The following is a 21,883-nucleotide window of genomic DNA, read 5'->3' as shown; positions in this document are numbered from 1 at the left end:
TGCGTGTGTGAACCGGCACCGCAACGAATCCGGGGAGTGCGCCTCATTGTTGATGACGCTGCGGCTCGGACGTGATCCTTTCGATGGATACGGGGATGTTCGTCATCCGCGGTTGGCCGGTGTACCTGTCGAAGACATCAGACACCGAAACGAGCCGACTCGGACTGCTTCCGACTGCCCACACGTCGTCGTCTCGGGTCGCTGGACCGTAGCCGAAGGCGATCGAGACCACCCCCGGTCTGAGTTGGGCGTCCGCATGCACCACAGCTGCAATTGCTGAGCGATCGGAGGTGATCCGCACAAGGTCACGCTCCGAGATGTCAAGGGCTGCCAAGTCGTGAGGATTCATGTATGCGGGGTTGTAGGGCTTTCCCCGATTGGTCCGCTCGACGTTGCAGGAAGAGTTGTAAACGTGCAGATAACGGCGGCACAACAGCCGGAAGGGTCGGTCGGAGCGGTCCTTTGTCGTGGACACGTCGAGGTGTTCGGAAAGCTGGTCAATCATCAGAGGATTGCCGATGTCGAGACGATCGGTCACCTCAGGATCCCCCTCGTCGACCCGTTGCAGGCGGTCGGACCGGGACAATCCACCGGGATGTGACTTCACCTCTGCGAGCGGAATGGACGCGTCTTGGGACAGGATTTCGATGAGTTGGTCGGTGGTGGGCTGACCGGTGATCGTGTAGCGCGGCCCTTGCGGCCCAGTGCCGAACGGTGTCACCTCGACGGGATATCCCATGCGCCGCATCAGGCCGAGGAAGAACTGCCATTCCTCGATGAGATCGGACCCCGGGGGTCGTTCCGCGACTGCGGGCGTGTATTGACCGTAGGCCTGCCCGATCCCGTAGCCGGTGCCTCGGGCCGCAAGGTAGTCGAGAAAGACCGTCGTGGACGGCACCTCCAACGGCATCGTAGGTGCGATCACGTAATCGGCGAACTGAGCCGATGCCGAGTACCACGGATCGATCTGAACAAAAAGGTCAAGCGACTTGAGCGCTTCGATTGTGCGTTGTTGGTCCGGGAATGCCACGGCGGGGTTACCACCCCAACTGATCAGTGCGCGGACCTGGCCCTCACCTGGCGTGAGAATTTCGTCTGTCAACGCGGCTGTGGGCATACCGGCCTTCGTTCGTCGCAGGCCGCGCACCCGTATCCTTCCGGGTAGCGCCCACTTGCCCTCAAATGAACTAGCCTGTGCCACATAAGATGTCGGAGGGAGTAAGGTCGGCGTCGCGGCCACCGTCTCACCGGCTCGCAGCCAGCGGCCACACAGTGTCTCGAGAACCAACACCAGGTACTCGACCAGAGTTCCGTCCCCCGCCATGTTCGGCCCGGTCCCGGCCATTGTGTATCCCCGCGGTGCTCCTGCGTAGCAGCGAGCCGCAGCGGCGAGGTCTGTGGCGGCTATTCCGGCACGTCGGGCCACTTGATCGGGATCGAATGCGCTCAGGGCGGCACGAAGCTCCGGAAGACCTCGGACGTGACGATGTACGAAATCGTGATCGAAGAGGTCATCCTCGATCACGGTACGGATCATGGCGGCGAGGATCGCGACATCATGTCCGGGGGCCACCTGCAGATGGTGGTCGGCAAGTCGAGCGACCTCGGTGCGGCGTGGATCGATGACGATCAACTTGCAGCCGGCCGCAAGCGTATCGAGAAGCCATCGTTTGGGTGCGCCCGCGGGAAGACCCGTGCACGTCACCACTGGATTGATGCCTATCAACAAGATCGCCTCAGGGGACGCGAAGCCCTGAGAAGGAGCACCCCAGGAGCCGAGCAGCGATGCGGCGACCTGCTTCCCGCCCTTGTCGATGGTGTTCGGGTCGAACCGCATGTCGGAGCCGATCGCATCAAACAATGCGTCGTGCAACGGCGCTGCCGTCGGCGCGGTGGTGATGTGGGCCATCGTGCCGGCATAACTGGCGATCGCCCTGGGGCCATGGCGATCACGGATATCGGCCAACTGGTCGGCGATCTGGTCCAGCGCCGTCTCGACCGGCATCGGGTGGTGACCGTCGGCAGTTCGAGCCAAAGTGTGCATGAGGCGGTCCGAGTGTCGGAGGTAATCGGGTTGAGACCTTCCCTTGACACACGTGTACCCGCGGTAGAGCTCGTTGCTGCTGTTGCCATGCACAGCAGTCGCTACGCCATTCTCGGTCTTCACGAGTATCGAACACTGGTTGATGCAGACTCGGCAGAACGAATGATGTGTCTGTTCCATGGCGTCCTCCTGCTTTCTATGCAGCGACGTTCGACTGGATGGCAGCCGGCCGGTATGGCGGCTCGCGAGCGGGTGGATCGTGAATCTATGAAACTCGAACCGAAGGCATGTGCAGCGGGGTCGATCCAGCGCAGCCCCCGCACGAGTGGCTCGCGTCGGTGGCTGCTCCGACTCCTTCGACCTCTACATCCTCGATCGAAATACTCGCTCCGTAGGTTTCGAGGGCCAACAGGGCGGCGCCATAGGCGCCGGTGATCTGCGGATCCGGCGGAACCGTGACGGGCGCGTCGAGTGCGGCGCTCAGATAGTGCACCGCTGCGGCGTTCTTGGCCACGCCTCCGGTCATGACGATCGGCGAGCGCTTGCCCACTTGGGCGACGAGCCCCAGTGTCCGGGCCGACACTGCGCGGTGAACCGAAGCTGCGATGTCGGTTCGTTCGCAGCCACTCGCGAGCAGGGAGACGATCTCGGTTTCGGCGAACGTGGCGCACATGCTGCTGACCTCGAGATTCTTGTCGCCGGACAGGGCGAGACCGGCGAGTTCGTCGACCTCGCACTCGATCGCGCGTGCAAGCACTTCGAAGAACCGTCCTGTTCCACTGGCGCATCGGTCGTTCATCGCGAAGTCCTCGACCAGTCCGTCGCCATCGACGGCGATGACCTTGCTGTCCTGCCCGCCGATGTCGACGATGAGCGAAACGCCGGGGCACAGGGCCGCAACTCCTCTCGCGTGACAGGTGATCTCGGTGAAGGTGCGTCCGGTACCCGGGACGAGTCTTCGCCCATAGCCGGTGCTGATGGTCGCCGTGATCTCTGCTCGGCGCAGTGATGCCTCTGCCAACGCCGAATCGACGGCTCGCTGCAGCCCGGCCTTGCTGACGGCTCCCATCTGCACCGCGCTGGCTCCACACAGCCGTCCACCGTCGTCGAGGACGACGGCCTTCGCCGAGGTCGACCCGAGGTCGACGCCCATGAAATGGTCCGTCACGGTCGATCAGATCCGGCTTCGGCGGACGTCGATACCTTCGAGCATTGCCGCGAGTCGACTCTCGAGGATCTCGTCCTTGTAGAAGGATGCGTCCGCCACGTCGCCCTCGAAGAACATGGACGGGATGCCGAGTTCTTTCTGTGCCGACTTCGCGAGCAGGTGTTGCGGGTTGGTGAAAGCGCGGCAGGTGCGAGACGCGTGGAAGACGATGCCGTCGATCCCGTAGTCCACACAGTCGCGGTTGGTCAGGTACTTGAGTGTCTTGACACCGTGATTTGTCGGGCAGAGCAGGTAATGCTGCGCCATGCCGAGAATCGGGTCCTCGGTGTCGATGAGATGCGGCTCCTGCCAGAACGCGTTGTGGGTATACCGTCCACACACCACGGCGACATCGGCATCGGCGAACTTGCGCGAGAGCCAGCCGAGCTTGTTCCAATTCATGATGCCGTCGAAATAGAGGCGATACCGCTCGTTGCGCACTCCGGCGGTGCTGTTGTCGAGACGACGCTGGACCTCGGCTTTGACATCGGTGAAGTACTGGACCAACTCGGGCCCGGCCGGCATGAAGTTGATGTGCGCGATGCTCGCGATCCAGTCCCAGTAGGTCGCAGGTGTCGGTGCTGCTCTACACAAGGCCATGGCCTCTCGCCTGAGCTCGGATGCGCGCTTGATGTAGGACATGTTCTGTCGCAATGCATCCCAATCGAATGGACGACCAGTCATCGTCTCGAGGAACTCGACCAACTTGTAGAGTTGATCGGCGACATATCCGGACGCCTGGTCCCATTCCTCACCGCTCAGATAACCGGCGTCCGGTTTGTTGCCGGGAAGGAACGGAAGCGAGACGTTGAAGATCGGGACCTGCTTGCCGAATACGCGATAGGAGATCTCGTCCCATTGCTGACCGGTGCTGCAGCCGGCGTAGGCGTTCACGAAGAAGTCCGGGGCAGGCAGGCGAGACGCGAGTTCCTGTTGATCGACGAGGCCGACGATGCCGGTCTCGTCCTCGGATCTCGCCTGCTTCGTCAGGACGGCGCAGCCGAGGTGTGTGCGTGCGTACGAGCACAGTTCGCCGATGTACCCGTACTCCTCACCGGCGAGCTGTGCAGGCTTCTCCAGTTGTTGGGCAGCAAGGCGTGCCGAGAAGGCCTCTCCATGGCACCATTCGAGGCCGGCTGCCTGGAAGAACGGATTGACCGCCGAACCGTTGTACCAGACGACCTGTTTGCCGCGTTCTTTCGCGGTGAAGAGATTGTCCCAGTAGTCACCGACCATGTTGGTGGCGGTGGGGATCACGAGCTTGTTCGAATTGGCGAGCGTGGGGGCTGACACAGTTGTCCTCCGGGTGAGGTCGAAGCGGGCGTTATACGGTGGTGAGCTGTTTGCGCCGGATCCGCTCGACGAGAGCTTCGACCCGGGTCCGGATGGATTCCAGCGGTAGACCTTCGTGTTCGGTCTCGATGAGCAACAACGGGATAGACCGGGCTTCCAATGCCTTTCGAAGTTCTGGATAGAACAACATGTGTGGCTCGCAGAACTTCGCCATCAACACGATGACACCCTGTGCGCCGCTGGCGATCACCGAATCGACCAGAAAGCGGTCCCAGTCCACGTCGTGCTGGACCCGGGTCGGGCAGGGAACGGCACTGTTGCGACGCAGATATACCGATGCTAGCGCGGCCATCGGATCGTCGGTGCTGCCGACGTCGGTAGAGACATATCGGGTTCCGTGGAACAGGTCGTCGTCGACGACTATGGCGCCGCTGTCCTCGATGACCTTGAGCAACTCCGGGTTGGGTGCGTGACAGAAGTGACCGGACAGGTGAACGCGAATCCTGTCGTCGCGAGGAACCGGGCCGTGTTCAGCCATCACCTCGCGAAGTAACTCTGTGTGCTCCTGCTTGTCCATGATCATGCTCGACTTGACCAGGACCTGTATCTGATCCGGCGCGAGCGCGGCGTCACCGTGCCGGCGCTGGTCGAAGATGGACCGCATCAGTCGGCGGTTCTCATCGAAGATCTCGATACTGTTCGCGATGTCGTCATCTGAGACAGCTCTGCCGGTGAACTTCTCGAGCTCGACACGGAAGTCGTTCATCTTCTCCAGCACTTGTGGAAACGTCCACTCGTCGCCCATGGACGACATCAGTTGACCGAAGTAGACGGGCTTGTCCGGCTCGTCTTCACGCACGACGTCAACCGCGCCCAGCAGTTGGATGCAATGGTCGGCCTGAAAGAATCCGTCGTAGACGTCGAGCCGGCCGAGCGCCGCTTGATCGGCCAGGTTGCGTGTATAGCCGCAGTTGAACTCGCCCAGCAGGTTTCGTCCTGCGGTAATGGGTTCGCGATCTTCCTGGATGATCACCGGCAACACGCCCGCAGCGTGGGCGAGTTCGGCGGGGAAGTTCATCGGGAACAGTCCGATGGCCTTTCCGCCTGTTCGCTGCTTCCACTGTGCGACATAGGTATTGGGAAACTCGGCAGCGGCCCCCAAGGTGGCCATTGCCTGTGTGAACGTCGACGGCATGGGTCTCGCTCGTCCTTCTCTCGCGTGGCGATGTGCCGGATGTGTGGGTGCACTGGGCTGTGTTCCACCTGACGACCCGATCATGCGCCCACTTTGGACGAAATGCAAATGTATGTGAAAAAAAGTGTACAACGTTGCAGCTAGGGGCTATGCTCCACATAGTGCTGTACAGGCAATCGGGGCAACCTGGGCCGTGGCGGCCCCAGTTGCGCCGTACGGCACCGGCGGTTCGTACACATGTGCGGAGCGCACTGCGTCGGTGCTGAAGATGTTGGTGCGCAAGGATATTCGATCTGGTTGGTGCCAGAACAGCCCTTGACGAGACCCAGCTCACATTCTATGGTCGTACCAATCGTCGTCCAGCCACCACGATGTCGTCACCACTTCACTCGACGAATCCCATCACCCTGTCAGGAGTTCACATGTCCACATCCCCGCCCGTTGCCGTCGCGTCGCCGCCCTCGAGGGCGACGTCGCGACGTGCGTCGCTCGCTGCGTTCTCGGGATCGGCAATCGAGTACTACGACCTCGTCGCATACGGAACCGCCGCCGCGCTGGTCTTCGGTGACCTGTTCTTCCGTGATGTCAGCGCTCACGTGGCGTTGCTGCTGTCCTTCGCGACGTTCGCCGCCGGCTACCTGGCACGGCCCATCGGTGGCCTGCTGTTCGGCTACATCGGCGACAAACACGGTCGCAGGACGGCCGTACTGCTCACCATTGCTGTGATGGGCACCGCGACAGTGTGCATCGGTCTTCTGCCGACCTACGACACGATCGGAGCGCTTGCGCCGGTTCTGTTGGTGGTGCTTCGTGTCTTACAGGGACTGGCGGTCGGTGGAGAGCTCGGCGGGGCGGTGCTGATATCGGTGGAACACGCTCCGCGTGACAAACGCGGGTTCTACGGCAGCTTCTCCACCGCCGGGGCGCAGGGCGGCACGTTGTTGGCGACGATCGTCTTCGCGATCGTGACGCTGATGCCGGATGATCAGTTCGACTCATGGGGATGGCGCGTGCCGTTTCTTCTCAGCGCCGTGATCGTGTTCGTCGGCATGCTCATCCGCCGTGGGCTGGACGAGACTCCCGACTTCAAGCAGAGCCAGGCGGACCGGGCGACCGGCCCCGCCGGATCGGCTGCGGTGAAACACCGCCCGATCCGCGATGCGCTCATGAAGTACCCGACGACCATCCTCGGCATCACTTTCATCATGGCGGGCATGATGTCGATCTGGTACGTGATCACCGTCTACAGCCTCAGCTACGCGGTCAGCAATTCGGGGATTCCTCGCACCAGCATGCTGTGGGTGGTCTCGGCGGCAACTCTCGTCGTCGTCCTCATGAACCCGGTGTGGGGTGCCCTGTCCGACAGGGTCAGCCGCAGCCGTCTGATCATCTTCGGTCTGTTGGCGGAGTCGCTGTTGCTCTTTCTCTATTTCGCCATGCTCGGGGTCGGCAATCTCGCCCTTGTGTTCATCTCGTTGATACTGGTCGCAGGCTTGGGTCACGCAGTGGTCAACGGGATCTTTCCGGCCTTCGTCGTCGAGAGTCTGCCCGCCGCCGTGCGATACACGGCTGGTTCGTTCGGCATGCAGTTGGCCGCGCTCGTCGCCGGTTTCGCGCCGCTGGTCGCCACGGCCCTCGAACCCACCGCCGGCGGCGTGTGGACTGTCTGTGGGTTGTGCCTGGCCATGTGCGCACTGGGCGCGGTGAGCGCGAAGTACATCGTCAAAATCCATGCTCCACAACATGAGTCCATCCCATTCGCGGCGCAGGCCACGCAGTCGAAAGAAGCGAGTAACGCACAATGACCGACGCACACATCACCTCAGCACCCTCTCCCCGAGACGGATACGACTTCCGAGGCACAGGCATAGTGATCGCCGGTGGCACGTCGGGGGTCGGCCTGTCCACCGCCCGTTACTTCGCGGACTGCGGAGCCGCGAAACAGGTCATCGTCGGACGTAGCGAGGCACGCGGGAAAGATGCGGTGACCGCCCTGGCGGCATCGAATCCCGAGTGCGATGTGCTGTTCGTCGCCGCAGACATCAACGAGGTCGGGGCCGCGGACGACGTCGTCCGCCAGGCGAAGGAGCACCTGGGTGATGTCGATGTCCTCGTGAACTCCACAGTTGCGCAGTACCAGCCGACGTTGCTGCACAACATCGCTCCGAAGAAGTTGATGGACATCCTGGTCCAGCAGGCGCTCGGGCCGGTCCTGATGAGCAGAGCTGTCGTCGACGTCATGCGCGAACGAGGTCGGGGCTCGATCGTCACCATAGCGTCGGACGCCGCGAAGGTGCCCACGCCGGGTGAAACAGGGATCGGAGCGGCGATGGCAGCCATCGTGACCTTCTCCCAGACGCTCGCCGTCGAGGCCAAGCGGTACGGCGTGCGAGTGAACGTGCTGACACCTTCCTTGATCGTCAACACCGGCTCGTACGATCGCGCCATGAGCGCCGAGTTCAGCAAGAAGATCTTCGACAAGATCGTGTCCCAGGCACAACTCGGATTGACCGAGCCCGAGGATCTGGCGAATGCGATCCTTTTCCTCGCGTCGCCACTCTCGCGTCTGATCACCGGACAGGTGATCAGCGTCAACGGGGGTATCTCCGTTGTCTGACACGACTGTGCGACGATCGGTGGTGCGGCACCGAGTCCGGACGCCTGAGGACATTCTCGACGTCGAACGCCGCGATCACGACCACCTTCTGCCCGCTCGGACGATATACGGCTGCCTTGCCGCATCAGCTCGCCGTTTCCCGGACAAGGCAGCGATCGTGCACCTCGAGGCGCCCGACTTCATGACCCCCAGGCGGGAGGTGACCTACCGCGAACTGGCGGAGGCCGTGCAACGCGCGGCAGCGATGTTCCTCGATCGTGCCGCCGGTGCACCGAGCGTGGTCGCGGTGATGCTGCCCATGTTCCCCGAGGGGCTCATCGCGACGTGGGGTGCGCAGCGAGTGGGGATCGCGGTGCCGCTCAACCCTTTCCTCGAGATCGCCTCTCTCGTCAACACCCTCAACCGCACAGCCGCCACGGTGATGGTCACGACCAGTCAGGTTCTCGCCGAGCGAGCTTCGGACATTCCGGCGATACTGGCAGCAGTGCCGACTCTCAACGAGATTCTGCTCGTCGGCGGGGAACACGACACCTTCACTGCCGCAGTGGAAGACCATCGTGACCGCCGGGTCGACGTGGACGACGATCCTCACCGCGACAGCATGGTGATGCCCACCGGTGGTACCACGGGTGCTCCGAAACTGGTGCGCATGTCGCAGTACGGCCAACTGATCATCGCGTGGAATGTCGGTGCGCTGATGGGATGCGAAGAAGAGACCGTGATCGGCCACGGTATGCCGAACTTTCACTGTGGGGGCAGCATCGCACTGGCACTGCGGTCCGTGGTCTACGGTCAGACGCTGCTGACGCTGACGTCTGGCGGCTTCCGGTCCCGCGATGTCGTCGACAGTTTCTGGGACATCGTGCAGCGATACGGCATGACCTCGACGATGACCACGCCGACCACAGCATTCGCATTGCTGCACGCCCCGTCGGCGCCGAACGGCCCCACGACGTTGACCGATTTCAACGTCGGCGGGAGCACTGTGTCGACCGCGCTGATCCGCGGCTTTCACCAACGGTTCGGCATATGGCTACGAGAGTGCTGGGGCGGCACCGAGTTTCATGGCACCATCACCGGCCACCCCAACGACGATCAGCATCCCCGTGTGGGCTCTGCCGGCCGGCCCCTGCCGCAGTCGAGAGTGCGGGCGGTGCTTCTCGACGATGACGGTCGTTGGCTGCGCGACTGCGGGCCGGGTGAGCCGGGAGAGTTGCTGATCGGCGGACCGACGGTCAGCGAAGGCTATCTCGACGAGGAACTGAACACGCAGTTCTTCGTGCAGGACGTGCCGAACGGTGGTGTCTGGGGGCGAACCGGTGATCTGGGCTCCATCGACGATGACGGCTACGTGTGGGTGTCGGGGCGCAGTAAGGACCTCATCATTCGCGGTGGGCACAACATCGACCCGCGGGACATCGAGGAAGCACTGGCGGCACACCCGGCCGTGGAGATGGTGGCCGCGGTGGGCAGGCCGGACCGGGCGAAGGGCGAGATGCCGGTTGCGTACGTGCAACTGGAGGCGGGGGCGACCGCCGAATCGGCCGACCTCCTGATGTTCTGTCGTGATTCCGTTCAAGAGAAGGCGGCGGTTCCGGCGCATGTGACGGTCCTCGATCGGCTTCCCCTGACACCCGTGGGCAAGATCTCGAAACCGGCATTGCGGACGCTGGCGTTGAGAGATGAGGTCCATCAAGTGGTGGCCAGTTGTAGTCGCGCGCCGGTCGATTGCGTGATCGAGATCGATGACGCCGGGCTCAGACGCCATGTCACAGTGGTGGTGAGTGCCGATGGCGCGGCGAATGTGGACGTCGAGTCGCTGCAGGACAGATTGAGTGCCTATGAGTTCCTCTCGCAGGTGCAAGTGGGTAAATTCGTCAGCACACCATAGGAGGAGTCGTTGATCGCGTACCACCGTTTCGCTCGGCAGCCATTGCCGCCGCCGAGCGCCCGGTCGATGCTGTTGACGGTCATCGGCGAGTTCTTGTTCGACTCGGACGAGGGCGCATGGACTGCCGCGTTGATGAAGGTGCTCGGGGGAATGGGTATCGAGGAACACGCCGTGCGGCAACTCCTCTCACGTGCTGCGTCAGCCAAGTGGATCGAGCGCGAGCGGGTCGGGCGCGGCGTGAGATGGCATCTCGCCGAACATGGTCGAGCGCTTGCGGCGGACGGTATCAAGCGGTCGAGTGCGTACCTCGAGGGACCGTCGCCCTGGGACAATGAGTGGCTCGTGCTGACAGTGACGGTGTCGCAACGGAAGAGCACCGTGCGCAACCGACTCAACGGCGGCCTGAGCTGGCTTGGAATGGGAAATGTCAATCCGGGCGTATGGGTGACACCGCACGTCGACCGTCAGCGAGAACTCGCGGATCTGGTTTCGACGCTCGGCTTGTCCGATTCTGCGCTCGTGCTGACCGGCTCTCTCGGACTCGGCGGACTCGCCACCGATGAGATCGTGGCCCGGGCCTGGGACTTCTCCGATCTGGAGACGAGCTACCGAACACTGCTGACCCAGGACGGTGGGGCCGACCCGTCAGACGACGACGAGGTGCTCCTCGCCTACATCGAGTTGGTCTCGCTTCAGCAGCGCTTCATGCGGCTGGATCCGCAACTGCCGAAAGAACTCCTTCCGGAGTGGGTCGGCAGGGAGGGAGCAGCCCTGTTTCGGCGGCGCCGAGAGCAGTGGTCGGCCACCGCCCACTCGCGGTGGACCAGTCTGGTCGCGGAGTCTGCGCCGCGTTCGACAACCTGATCGCAGCGTCCACGCATCTCGTGCGATTACCGCGCGTCACGATTGGTGACGGTGCGAGATCGTAAGGCAGCGTCGACGATCGACGCCGCCGTGTCGCGGGGCTCGCGATCTGTGGCGGCTGTGCAGACGGTGACGCCCCCGATGACCTCGTGCGCATCGTGGGCGCCGACACGGATCACCATGCCCGCTTCGCGCGCGGCCATGTCTTCCGTAACGACGTCGCTGACCAGCTCTGAGCTGGGGCGGCAACTGACGACGACATCCGCGTCGCCCAGTGAGGCTGCGAGCTCCGACACCATCCGCTGTGCGTCGGACCTCGACAACAGATCGCCCGAGGCGGCGACCGCCCACATTCCCGACGCTGCGGCGAACACCTCCTGGGCGGTGGCCTCGGCGCGTGCGGCATCGGAACTGACGATGCCGATACGTTGCGACCCGGCCCGGACGAACCGGAGCGCCACGAGACGCCCGAGCGGGGTGTCGTCGTCGACGACGACGACCGTGGAATCGTTGAGACCCACAGGCGTCACAATTTGCTCCGCAGGGTCAGCGGGACAGGCTCGTGATCGTGACTGTGGCCCAGGCTCCCGTTGCATCCCGCGCATTGCGGCACAATGCCGTTCGCACGATCGGCCAGTTGCCCTTTTGCTGCCGAGTCCCGGGTCTCGGCCCGGCCGAGCGATCCGAGGTACTCGTCGCGTGCGAGAAGGCCGGCCCCGTAGGCGCCGGCGATCTGCGGCTCTGACAGCAACTCGACCGGCTGACGGAGAGCCTTCTCGAGGTAGTGGCGGGCCGCCTCGTTGCGAGCGACCCCACCCGTCATCACCGTCGGCGTCGCCTTGCCGACCTGCGACACGAGTCCAACCGTGCGCGCGGCGACCGCCTTGTGTACGGACGCTGCGATATCGGGCTTCGCCTGGCCCTGGGCAAGCATCGAGATGACCTCGGTCTCGGCGAAGGTCGCACACATGCTGCTGACCTCGAGACCGTCGGTTCCGGACATGGCCAGCGCCCCGACCTCGCTCACATCCACTTCCAGCGCGCGCGCGAGAACATCAAAGAAGCGTCCGGTGCCGCTCGCGCACCGATCGTTCATCGCGAAACGATCGACAAGTCCGTCGGCATCGACGGTGATCGCCTTGCTGTCCTGGCCGCCGATATCGATCACGAGACGAACGCCGGGATGCATGGCGGCGGCACCCCGGGCATGGCAGGTGATCTCGGTGAACGACCGATCTGCCCCGGGTACGAGCTTGCGTCCGTAGCCGGTGCTGATGATGCGCTTGATGTCTCGTGCCTCCAGCTGGGCCGCGCTCAGCGCACGATCCATCGCGAGAACGACTGCATCGCGGCTGACCGCACCCATCTGAATCACACTCGACCCGACACGTGTGCCGTCCTGATCGACGACGACCGCCTTGGCGGTCGTCGACCCGAGATCGACCCCCATCGTGTACCAGGTCATCAGACCAGTGATTTCGTGCGTTGCACGTCGATCGCCTCCAGCATCGCCTCGAGGCGGCTGTCGAACAGCTCGTCGTTGTAGAAGGATGCGTCTGCGACATCGCCTTCGAAGAAGAACGACTTCACACCGCGTTCACGCTCGGCCGTCTTCGCCAACATGGTCTGTGGATTCGTCATGGCCCGGCAGGTTCGAGTCGAGTGGAAGGCGATGCCGTCGATCGCGTACTCGTCGAGCCGGCGCAGCAACAGCTCCTGCAGGTTCTTCAGCCCGTGGTTCAACGGGCATAGCAGATAGTGTTGCGCCATGCCGCGCAGCGGGTTGTCGACATCGATGAGTTGTGGTTCCTGCCAAAATGATTCATGCGTGTAACGGCCGGCCACGACCGATACGTCGTACTCGGCGAACTTCCTCGTCAGGAAACCGAGCTTGTTCCAGTTCATGATCCCGTCGAAGTACACGCGGTAGCGCTCGTCTTTCACCGCGGACACGCCATCCCGTAGGCGCTGCTCGATCTCGGCCTTCACTCCGGCGAAGTAGTCGACGAGCGCTTGATTTCCGGGCAGGAAGTTGATGGGCGCGATGCTGGCGACCCAGTCCCAGTACGTCGCCGGCGTCGGTGCGTGAGTACACAGCTGCATCGCCTCGAGCCGGAGTTCCGAGGCACGTTTGATGAAGGACATGCTCTCACTCAACACATCCCAGTCGAATGGCCGGCCAGTCTGATGTTCCAGGAAGGTGATCAGCTCGCGAAGCTGCCCCTCGGCATAGTCGCTGACCTCCACCCATTCCTCGCCGCGCATATAGCCGGCGTCGGGTTTGTTGCCCCATAGCATCGGCAGCGAGACATTGAAGACGGGGAGCTTGCGATCGAAGACGCGGTAGGTCATCGCATCCCACTGCTGACCGGTGCTGCAGCCTGCGTAGCCGTTGACGAAGAAGTCCGGTGCGGGCAGTTTTGCGGCGAGTTCCTTCTGGTCCAGTAGGCCGACCACGCCGGTCTCGCTTTCGGTGCGACTCTGCTGCGTCAGGACCGCGCATCCCAGATGTGTCCTGGCATATGAACACAATTCGCCGATGTACCCGTACTCGGCGCCCGCTGCCTGCGCGGGCTCTTCGAGATGCTGCGCCGCCAGGCGCGCCGCGAATGCCTCGCCGTGACACCACTCGAGACCCGCCGCTTGGAACAAGGGGTTCATGGCGGCCCCGTTGTACCAGACGACGTGCTTGCCGCGTTCCTTCGCGGTGAAGATGTTCTCCCAGTAATCGGCGGTCATCTTGCCGCCGACCCGGGTGCTGGAAAGCTTGTTGGTCTTGTCCTTCTGGAACAGTTCGGTTTGCACAGTGCACTCCTTTGGTTCAGACCGCGACCGTGGTCACGTGGCGACGGATTCGTTCGACGAACGTCTCCATCTGTGTTCGCAGCTTCTCGACCGGGATTCCTTCGTGCTCCGTCTCGATGAGCAAGGACGGAATGCCGTGGCTCTCGAGTGCCTTGCGTAGCTCCGGGTAATACAACATGTGCGGTTCACAGAATTTGGCCATCAGAACCAGGACGCCCGACGCGCCACTGGCTGCGATGGAGTCCAGAAGATATGTATCCCAATCGACTTCGCTGGTGACTCGAGTGGGGCACGGCGCCTTGACATTGCGCTCCAGATACCACGACGAGAGGGCTGCGAGTGGGTCCTGACTCTCGGGGACGTCGGTCGAGATGTATCGAAATCCGGTGTACAGGTCGTCGTCGACGACGATGGCGCCGGATTCTTCGATGACATCGAGGATCTCTGGACGGGGTGCGTGGCAGAAGTGCCCCGAGATATGCAGGCGGACCACGTCATCCGGTGCTTCGTCGTGGACGGGGAGTTCGGCGAGAATGGTCTGCAGGGCCGCTGTGTGCTGGTCGATGTCCATCACCATGCTTGACTTGACCAACAGCTGCATCTCGCTCGCGGTGATGCGCGCACGACCCGACCGCCGCAGTTCGTAGAAGTGGCGGAGAAGCTGTCGATTTCTGTTGAACGCCTTGATACTTGCCGAGAGTGTGTCAGTCTCGACCGCTGTCCCGGTCACGGTCTCGATCTGCGACCTCAGCTCAGCGATCCGGCCGTCCACCCGCGGTTTCGTCCACGCGTCATCCATGGCGCTGGTGAACTGTGCGAAGTGGACCGGCTTTTCCGGGCGGGTATATCGAATGGCGTCGACCGCACCCAGCAGCTGGACGCAATGGTCGGCCGCGGCGAAGGCGTCGAACACATCCAGTTCGCCGATGGCGGCCTGATCGGCGACGCTCCGCGTGTATCCGCAGTAGAACTCGGCGAGCAGGCTCCGGCCCTCGGTGATGGGCGTCCGGCTCTCCTGGATGATCACCGGCAGCGCGCCGGCCGCGTGGACCAGCTCGACGGGGAAATTCATCGGGAATGACCCGACCACGGGGCGCTGGTGGGCCGTCTTCCAGTTGTTGGCGTATGTGACGGGGTCGTCGGCGACCGTTTGCAACATCGCCATCGAGGGCGCGTGGAGTTCGCTCACGAGATTCCTTTGGCTGTGGATGAGACGCGGTGGCTGTGGACTGGGAAAGTCTCATCGTGGCGTCGATCAAATACTACAACTACAGGATGAAGATGTCTAGAAATGTAAAATGTGCTGCGGGCAGGATTCAGCAGGGCGATGAGTCCTGGATATTCAGTCGAGGCGGGCGATCGTCAGCCAGTGTGCGTGCGCCGCAGGTGCGCGTTCGGCACGCAGGGCCTGTAGCCGATGGACGACCGTGAGGCCGGGCCAGTCAGGCAGGAGTTCTTGTGGCAGTTGCGGATCCATATAAGGGGTGTGGCGCAGGGCGTCGATCAGCTCGATGTGTGCCACCAGGGCGTCCTTGCCCGCGAGCTGTTCGGGGTGGTCGAATCGCTCCCGCAACTCGTCGTATGCCGCCGAGACCTTCTCGAGGTCCCATGACCGCTCCACGAGTTCGGCCTCGGGTATCCCGATCGTCGCGGTCGATCCGATGAACGAGATCGTGTTGGTCGACAATCCGAGAGACTCGATCGCTGCCTGGGCTTCAGGCAGTCGTTCGACGTGGGGAGTGACCCAGATTCCCGCGCTCGGATTCCCGAAACCGGCCCACCGTAAGGCCGCGTACAGCTTCTTGCGGGTCGCGCGATGCGATTCGGGAATCGGCACGATGATCACCAGCCACTTACCATCCCAACGGCGGCCGGCAGAGGCATCGGGAAACACCCGGTTGACGCCCTCGCGGAATATCTCGTACGTACGCTCGGTGACCGCCCACTTCGTCTCGCGTCCATCACGCTCGGCGGAGATCAATCCGGACGCCCCTGCCCGGGCTATTGCCTGCCGACTCGCCGACTCTCCGAAGCCCACCCCGGTGAGCGCGTAGAGCAAGGCCGCTGTGTGTACCGGTTGGCGGTATGGCGCGACGAGCTCGCCGAGGATGGAGATCAGAGCAGATCGAGCGCTGCCGATCGAGGTCGCGGGCCTTTCCGCCGACTCGGCGGCACGATCGGTCATGAGCGACATCGTAGCGACTGGCCCTGACGCTCACGCCCGGGCAGTCACGCTGAAACCGCCGGTGTGGGAAGCGATGAAGCGAGTGTGTGGAGGATCTCCGCCGCACCTCGGGCCGTGCTCGGGACGAACTCCGCGATGTCGATGATGTCGTCGATCGCCGAAGCCACCTGCCCCGCCAGGACCAGTCCCTGCTCCACATCCCCGTCGGTCTGGGCGCGCTGCATCGATTCGATCTTCCACCGGGTGAGTTCGACGGCGTCGGCGATCTCTCCGGAGTCCGGCGTGCCGTGGTCCGTGAGCCGGCGTGAGGCGGCGTTCCTGAGCCCCCGGCAGGGCCCGTACACGCCGTCGAAGGCGACGTCATCTCCTTCCTTCGCATCGATGAGCGCCTGGATGTAGGCCGGGTGCCAGTCGGTATTCGCCGTGCTGGTGATGAATCGGGTTCCCATGGCCACGCCATCTGCGCCCAAGGCCATGGCCGCTGCGAGCCCGCGTGCATCTCTGGCGCCACCGGTCAGCAGGACCGGAACGTCGACGGCCTCGGTCACGCTGGGGACGAGAACGTAGGAGTGCACAGCTTTGCTCGGCGCATGTCCACCCATCTCGAACCCGGCGGCGATGATCACGTCGACGCCGGCTTCCGCGGCCTTGACGGCCTGTCGCGTCGAGCCGACCTTGTGCTGATGGATCATGCCTGCATCGTGGATCGGGGCGATGTAGTCCCCCGGAAACCCGGCCGAGGTCGTGAGGACTGTGAGCTGACGAGCCAACTCGGCGTCCTCGCGCCGCGCATCGAGCACCATGCGGATGTAGATGTCGGTGAACGGCAACACCACTCCGTTGCCGTCGACGCCGACCGGGATGTTCACTGCGAACGGACGGTCGGTCAGTGATCGACATTCCTCGATGTGGTCGCGGAACAGGCGGGCACCGGCCGCCAGGTCCGCCGGCATCCCGGGCATGGAGACCGTACCGAGCCCGCCGGCATTCGACACGGCAGCGGCGAGCTTGGGTGTTCGGAAGGGTCCGAGCCCCTCTTGAACGATCGGATGGTCGATCTGGACGAGCTGCGTGTAGCGGTTGACGATCGGGTTCACAGTGGTCTCCAGGAGGGGCGGGGGACGTGCCGGGGTGGCAAGATATTGAAATGATACAACTCTAGCTATGAAGTAGTCGATGGTGTAAAACTAGAGACCATGTGCACACGAAATTTCGGGTGCATGTAGTCGGCTGTCCCGAGAGGTGAAGTGAATGTCGGAACCCCCACTGGTTCGCAGGTACGAGGAAGCCGGTGCGATCATCGTCGGCGGGACGTCCGGTGTCGGACTAGCCACTGCCCTCGGTCTCGCAGACGCCGGAGTCGGACGAATGGTGCTCGTCGGCCGCAATGAGGAGCGAGGAGGTCTGGCGCGGAAAACGGTGCTGCACAGCCATCCTGAAGCGGACGTCCTGTTCCTGGCCGCAGATGCCTCCGACGAGGCCGAGGTCGATCGCGTCGTCTCCGCGTCGCAGCACGCGATGGGATCGGTGGACATCTGTGTCAATTCGACGACGACGGCCTACAAGCCGGAGTTGCTACATCGGACGCCTTCCGCGTCGATTTCCGCCATCCTGAGCGGCCAGGCTCTGCCGCCCATGCTGTTCACACGTGCGGTGCTTCCGCTGATGCAAGCGCAGGGCGGGGGGAGCATCATCAACATCGCCTCGGATGCCGCCAAGGTCCCGACGCCGGGCGAGAGTGCGTTGGGTGCTGCGATGGCTGCAATAGTCATGTTCTCGCGGGTAGCCGCGGTCGAAGCCAAACGAAATGGCGTGCGGGTCAACGCGGTCACACCTTCCCTGATCGAGGGAACCCGTACGGCCGACAATGTGCTGAGTGACGGATTCAGTCGATCACTGTTCGAGAAGGCGGCGACCCAGGCCCACCTGGGCGTGGCAGTTCCGGATGACCTGGCCGCCCTGATCGTCTTCCTGGCCGGCCCCGCGGCGGCACGGCTGACGGGGCAGACCATCAGTGTCAACGGTGGGATCTCCGCGTTCTGATGCAGTGTCTCAACGCGCGGGTCTCGAAAGAACTGTAGGAGGTGTGCTCCGTGGCCGCTGTCGTCGACGCCAAGGGCGTTATCGCGGTGGATGATCCACCGATCACGGCGGTGCTGGGAAACCCTGAGGCCGTGTTCGGCGTGCACTCGGTGATCGGAACCTCCAGCAACACGGCGGGAGCCATGACGACCGGGGAGTGGTTGGTGGGTGAGGACGGTCGGATCGCCTATGGTGCACTCTGCGTCTTCATCGACACCGCGATCGGCAGCCCGGCGGTCGCACACCGGCCTCGGAATGCGTGGGCGGTCACCACCGACTTGTCGATCACCTTCTGCGGCGCCCCGGTCGTCGACGGCTCGGACCTCCGGTCCTCGAGCCGTACGATCTTCAGGGACGAGCGATCGGCCGTCTCCGACGGTGAAATCGTGACGTTCGGCGGTGACGTGGTCGCCAAAGCTGTAGAGCGAGTGGTCTTCACACTTGACCAGTCGATCTCAAATGCTCAGACCGCTCCCGAGGCGATCGACCGTGGAAGCGGGAATGTGATCACGTTGTTGGGAGGTCGGTGTCGAAGTGACGCGAGCGTGCTCGACGTCGGTCGTCTCTGTCTCAATCCCGCGGGTTCTCTGCATGGTGGAGTTGCGGCATTCATGTCGGAGCGGGCGGCAACAGCCACGGTTGATACATGCACTGACGGACTGACGCCTACTTTGCTGCAGATGTCCTACATTCGGCCGGGAAGAGCGGATTCGAGATTGGTATTCCGTTGTCTTCCACTACATGTAGGTCGAAACTCGGCGGTGGTGCGGGTCGAGTCGCGGACGTCTGACGATCGGCTGTGCACCGTTGCCTCGGTGAGTTACCACCGACGATGACGGCCCGTTGCGGAGTTACCGAACACGTTGCAGCGCAGCATGTTCGGGGGATCAGTCATTTCTATGACGCCGATCGCAACAGTTGCGGACCAATGGTCCGACCGTTACTATGTGACATAGAGCACTCCAGGCCCGATTGATTCGGCGGCTGTCTGCCGGAGGCTCTCGAACTTCTGACAGGAGAAACCATGAAGCTCAAGACATCTGATTGGCCGGCTGTGCCGAGTTCAGGAGTCAGGGACATCACGTTGCCCGGACTCCTCCGGGAAGGCGCCGCCGCTGCGCCGGGCAGGGTTGCCCTGGTGGACGCGGTTCCCGACCCGAGTGAGCGTCGTTCGTGGACCTACGCAGAACTCCTACGGGACACGGAGCGGTACGCGCGAGCGCTTCTGGCCGATTTCGAGCCCGGCGACCGCATCGCGATCTTCGCGGCGAACAGCGGTGACTGGGTGGTGCTGCAGCAGGCGATCGCGATGGCGGGAATGATTGTGGTTGCGGCCAATCCGGCATACCGAAAAGACGAGTTGGCGTACGTTCTGCGTCAGTCCGGGGCCGTCGGGATCTTCTACCAGCGTTCCTACCGCGGTGCGGATCTCGCTGCCATCGTCGACGCGGCAGGGGCAGAGGTCGATACGGTCCGCACGACGATCCCTGACGATGAGTGGCAGAAGTTCGCCGATGGAAGCGACGCCGCGATTCGACTTCCCGACGTGGCGCCGACCGATCCCGTCCAGATCCAGTACACCTCAGGGACCACAGGGTTTCCGAAAGGAGCCTTGCTGCACCACAAGGGGATCGTCAACGAAGCCACCTTTGTCTTCGAGCGCGCGGGGATGGGCGATGGCGGCGTCTGTGTGAACGCGATGCCGATGTATCACATCGGCGGTGGTGCGGTCACCGAACTCGGGACGATGTCGGCGCACGGAACATATGTGGTGCTGCCCGGTTTCGATCCGGCGGGTGTCCTCGAGGCGTACGAGACCTACCGTGGTACGCATGGACTGCTCGTGCCGACGATGTTGATAGCCCTGCTCGATCACCCCGACAGCGCCACCCGTGATCTGTCGAGTATGCAGACCGTGCTTTCGGGCGCGGCAACCGTCCCCGAGGCGCTGGTCCGTAGGGTCACCGAGACCTGGAACTGCAGCTTCTCGATTCTCTTCGGACAAACCGAGATGCACGGCGTGATCAGTCAGACCAAGGTCACCGACACCGCCGAAGACCAGGCGACCACCGTCGGGCAGCCGCTCCCGGAATTGGAAGTCCGACTGGTCGATCCGATCGACGGTCGGGTGGTCGCGCTCGGTGAACAAGGCGAGATCTGCTGCCGCGGATACCAGAACATGATCGGCTACTTCGACATGCCGGAGGCGACCGCTGCAACCATCGACGACGACGGCTGGCTGCACATGGGTGATCTCGCGACGATGGACGAACGAGGCTTTCTGAAGATCTCGGGCCGGCTGAAGGAGATGATCATCCGCGGTGGGGTCAACATCTACCCGCGGGAGATAGAGGACCTGTTGTTCGACCATCCAGAGGTGCATGACGTGATTGTCGTCGGAGTTCCGGACGACTATTGGGGCGAGCAGATCGGTGCGGTCATCTGCGCGATCGATCCGGCGGCGCCGCCGAACCCCGACGAGCTCAAAGCCTGGTGTCGCGAACGTATCTCGGCGCACAAGGTTCCGTCGATGTGGTTCTTTGCGGAATCGTTCCCGATGACCCCGTCCGGAAAGATCCAGAAGTTCAAGATCAGGGATCGGATCGCCGCCGGCGAGATCGTCCCGGACAAGGTGACCGGCGGGAGTCTATCGGTCCCTCGCTGAGGTGTTGACCGCCACGTGACCTGCGGGCCAATGCCCGCCCGGCGCGATATGCGACACTGGCGATAGTCAGCCGAGTTCGGAGGTCACCGTGGATCTCACCGTCCAGCACCTGCGGTACTTCCTCGCGGTCGCCGACGAACTCCATTTCGCCCGGGCCGCCGAACGGTTGCACATCTCGCCGTCGTCGTTGAGTCAGCAGATCCAGCAACTCGAACGGCGCGTCGGCACACCGTTGTTCCGACGGACCTCCCGGCAGGTGCAGCTCACCCCGCGAGGCGCCGACCTCGTCCCGCTCGCTCGCAGCGTTGCTGTCGCCATGGACGGCGTCACGGCATGGGCGGACGCAGATCGCAAGTCCCCGAGGGTGTTCCGGATCGGGGTCGCCGCGGCCAACGAGTTCACCAACGCGGTCCTGGCGGCCGCGGTCGCACGGTTTCCCGACGTGGAATGGCAGATCCACAGTCTTCCGTTGACCGATCCGTTGACCGCGGTGCGTGACGGCGAGGTCGAGGTGTCCCTCATGATCGGTCATGAGAGGCCACATGTCGACGGAATCGAGACCACGCCCTTGTGGTCCGAGGACCGGATGCTGGTGGTCAACGAATCGCATGGGATGGCCGATCGTGAATCGGTCCGGCTGGAGGAAACCGACGAGGAGACCTTCATCGGCATACGTGATGCCGGGGGAGCCCAGGGCTGGTTCGTCGACCCGCGGCCGAGCGGCGTCCACCCCCGGATCCTGCCGCTGGCCAACCAGTTCGACGAGGTGCTCCAGTTGTGCGCCGCGGGTGTCGGCGTCAACATCTGTGGCGCCACCGCCGCATCCACGCATGCCCGGCCGGGATTGCGCTACATCCCCATCACCGACCTTCCACCGGTGACCACCTACCTGTGCCGACGGAAGTCCCACGCCATTCCGTTGATCGACGCGTTCGAGGCGGTCGCAGTGGAGGCGGTGAGCAGGCTCGTTCGCCGATGATCATGAGGCCGGGCCTCATGATCGTGCACGGATTCCTTGTGGACTCGGTCACCCTG

Annotated in this window: 18 protein-coding genes and 1 pseudogene; 8 read left to right on the top strand and 11 right to left on the bottom strand. The window is 63.3% G+C overall.

The window, feature by feature from the left end:
* Positions 1-43: 43 nt before the first annotated feature.
* From D7316_RS15790 to D7316_RS15775, 5 genes and pseudogenes are all read right to left on the bottom strand, one after another.
* The gene (locus D7316_RS15790) at positions 44-2,005 is read right to left on the bottom strand and encodes a molybdopterin-containing oxidoreductase family protein (RefSeq protein WP_232016931.1); all 1,962 of its coding nucleotides are present in this window, start codon (positions 2,003-2,005) and stop codon (positions 44-46) included.
* A gap of 69 nt (positions 2,006-2,074) precedes the next feature.
* Positions 2,075-2,224, bottom strand: a pseudogene (locus D7316_RS27730) (hypothetical protein); the annotation flags it as partial.
* Positions 2,225-2,309: 85 nt separating this feature from the next.
* Complete coding sequence (locus D7316_RS15785; RefSeq protein WP_124709090.1) at positions 2,310-3,212, bottom strand: acyl-CoA dehydratase activase; 903 nt, start codon at positions 3,210-3,212, stop codon at positions 2,310-2,312.
* Positions 3,213-3,218: 6 nt separating this feature from the next.
* A complete protein-coding gene (locus D7316_RS15780; protein WP_124709089.1) occupies positions 3,219-4,544 on the bottom strand; it encodes a 2-hydroxyacyl-CoA dehydratase subunit D in 1,326 nt (441 codons plus the stop codon).
* Between the two features lie 31 nt (positions 4,545-4,575).
* Positions 4,576-5,739, bottom strand: coding sequence for a 2-hydroxyacyl-CoA dehydratase subunit D (locus D7316_RS15775; protein ID WP_124709088.1), 1,164 nt, complete (start codon positions 5,737-5,739; stop codon positions 4,576-4,578).
* Between the two features lie 422 nt (positions 5,740-6,161).
* Between D7316_RS15775 and D7316_RS15770 the strand changes: the two genes are divergently transcribed.
* From D7316_RS15770 to D7316_RS15755, 4 genes are read left to right on the top strand one after another with little or no spacing between them, the layout of a single operon-like run.
* Positions 6,162-7,544, top strand: coding sequence for an MFS transporter (locus D7316_RS15770; RefSeq protein ID WP_124709087.1), 1,383 nt, complete (start codon positions 6,162-6,164; stop codon positions 7,542-7,544).
* Positions 7,541-8,356, top strand: a complete 816-nt coding sequence (locus D7316_RS15765) for an SDR family NAD(P)-dependent oxidoreductase (RefSeq protein ID WP_124709086.1) — start codon at positions 7,541-7,543, stop codon at positions 8,354-8,356. Before D7316_RS15770 ends, D7316_RS15765 begins: the two co-directional genes overlap by 4 nt.
* A gap of 7 nt (positions 8,357-8,363) precedes the next feature.
* Positions 8,364-10,247 (top strand): AMP-binding protein, encoded by a 1,884-nt coding sequence (locus tag D7316_RS15760; protein ID WP_232017190.1) that lies wholly within the window; start codon positions 8,364-8,366, stop codon positions 10,245-10,247.
* A gap of 9 nt (positions 10,248-10,256) precedes the next feature.
* Positions 10,257-11,111, top strand: a complete 855-nt coding sequence (locus D7316_RS15755; protein ID WP_124709085.1) for a PaaX family transcriptional regulator — start codon at positions 10,257-10,259, stop codon at positions 11,109-11,111.
* 26 nt (positions 11,112-11,137) lie between these two features.
* On the opposite strand, the gene D7316_RS15750 is transcribed toward D7316_RS15755, so the two are convergent.
* From D7316_RS15750 to D7316_RS15725, 6 genes are all read right to left on the bottom strand, one after another.
* Positions 11,138-11,641 (bottom strand): Rossmann-fold NAD(P)-binding domain-containing protein, encoded by a 504-nt coding sequence (locus tag D7316_RS15750; RefSeq protein WP_124709084.1) that lies wholly within the window; start codon positions 11,639-11,641, stop codon positions 11,138-11,140.
* A complete protein-coding gene (locus tag D7316_RS15745; RefSeq protein WP_124709083.1) occupies positions 11,638-12,576 on the bottom strand; it encodes an acyl-CoA dehydratase activase in 939 nt (312 codons plus the stop codon). Before D7316_RS15745 ends, D7316_RS15750 begins: the two co-directional genes overlap by 4 nt.
* The gene (locus tag D7316_RS15740; RefSeq protein ID WP_124709082.1) at positions 12,576-13,916 is read right to left on the bottom strand and encodes a 2-hydroxyacyl-CoA dehydratase subunit D; all 1,341 of its coding nucleotides are present in this window, start codon (positions 13,914-13,916) and stop codon (positions 12,576-12,578) included. Before D7316_RS15740 ends, D7316_RS15745 begins: the two co-directional genes overlap by 1 nt.
* Before the next feature lie 16 nt (positions 13,917-13,932).
* On the bottom strand, positions 13,933-15,105 hold the full coding sequence (locus D7316_RS15735) for a 2-hydroxyacyl-CoA dehydratase subunit D (protein WP_124709081.1): 1,173 nt from the start codon (positions 15,103-15,105) through the stop codon (positions 13,933-13,935).
* 153 nt (positions 15,106-15,258) lie between these two features.
* Positions 15,259-16,110 carry a PaaX family transcriptional regulator gene (locus D7316_RS15730; RefSeq protein WP_124709080.1) on the bottom strand — a complete coding sequence of 284 codons (852 nt, stop codon included), beginning with the start codon at positions 16,108-16,110 and terminating at the stop codon, positions 15,259-15,261.
* Between the two features lie 35 nt (positions 16,111-16,145).
* Positions 16,146-17,198, bottom strand: coding sequence for an NAD(P)H-dependent flavin oxidoreductase (locus tag D7316_RS15725; protein WP_124709079.1), 1,053 nt, complete (start codon positions 17,196-17,198; stop codon positions 16,146-16,148).
* Between the two features lie 154 nt (positions 17,199-17,352).
* Here D7316_RS15725 and D7316_RS15720 point away from each other — a divergent pair, with 154 nt between their 5' ends.
* From D7316_RS15720 to D7316_RS15705, 4 genes are all read left to right on the top strand, one after another.
* Positions 17,353-18,144 carry an SDR family NAD(P)-dependent oxidoreductase gene (locus D7316_RS15720; protein WP_124709078.1) on the top strand — a complete coding sequence of 264 codons (792 nt, stop codon included), beginning with the start codon at positions 17,353-17,355 and terminating at the stop codon, positions 18,142-18,144.
* 50 nt (positions 18,145-18,194) lie between these two features.
* Positions 18,195-19,019: a PaaI family thioesterase gene (locus tag D7316_RS15715; protein ID WP_124709077.1), complete on the top strand. Its 825-nt coding sequence runs from the start codon at positions 18,195-18,197 to the stop codon at positions 19,017-19,019.
* Positions 19,020-19,207: 188 nt separating this feature from the next.
* Positions 19,208-20,848: an AMP-binding protein gene (locus tag D7316_RS15710; RefSeq protein WP_124709076.1), complete on the top strand. Its 1,641-nt coding sequence runs from the start codon at positions 19,208-19,210 to the stop codon at positions 20,846-20,848.
* An 88-nt stretch (positions 20,849-20,936) separates the two neighbouring features.
* Positions 20,937-21,827, top strand: coding sequence for a LysR family transcriptional regulator (locus tag D7316_RS15705; RefSeq protein WP_124709075.1), 891 nt, complete (start codon positions 20,937-20,939; stop codon positions 21,825-21,827).
* Positions 21,828-21,883: the final 56 nt, after the last annotated feature.

This window comes from Gordonia insulae (genome assembly GCF_003855095.1).
In the GTDB taxonomy this organism is placed as follows: Bacteria; Actinomycetota; Actinomycetes; order Mycobacteriales; family Mycobacteriaceae; genus Gordonia; species Gordonia insulae.
Note: the sequence above shows the minus strand (reverse complement) of the source record. Positions and strands in the feature narration are given on the sequence as shown.

Coding starts and splice junctions, on each gene's coding strand:
- D7316_RS15790 (WP_232016931.1), bottom strand. CDS start 2,005: ATGCCGGTCGAGACGGCGCTGGACCAGATCGCCGACCAGTTGGCCGAT.
- D7316_RS15710 (WP_124709076.1), top strand. CDS start 19,208: ATGAAGCTCAAGACATCTGATTGGCCGGCTGTGCCGAGTTCAGGAGTC.
- D7316_RS15745 (WP_124709083.1), bottom strand. CDS start 12,576: ATGACCTGGTACACGATGGGGGTCGATCTCGGGTCGACGACCGCCAAG.
- D7316_RS15720 (WP_124709078.1), top strand. CDS start 17,353: ATGTCGGAACCCCCACTGGTTCGCAGGTACGAGGAAGCCGGTGCGATC.
- D7316_RS15730 (WP_124709080.1), bottom strand. CDS start 16,110: ATGTCGCTCATGACCGATCGTGCCGCCGAGTCGGCGGAAAGGCCCGCG.
- D7316_RS15775 (WP_124709088.1), bottom strand. CDS start 5,739: ATGCCGTCGACGTTCACACAGGCAATGGCCACCTTGGGGGCCGCTGCC.
- D7316_RS15765 (WP_124709086.1), top strand. CDS start 7,541: ATGACCGACGCACACATCACCTCAGCACCCTCTCCCCGAGACGGATAC.
- D7316_RS15770 (WP_124709087.1), top strand. CDS start 6,162: ATGTCCACATCCCCGCCCGTTGCCGTCGCGTCGCCGCCCTCGAGGGCG.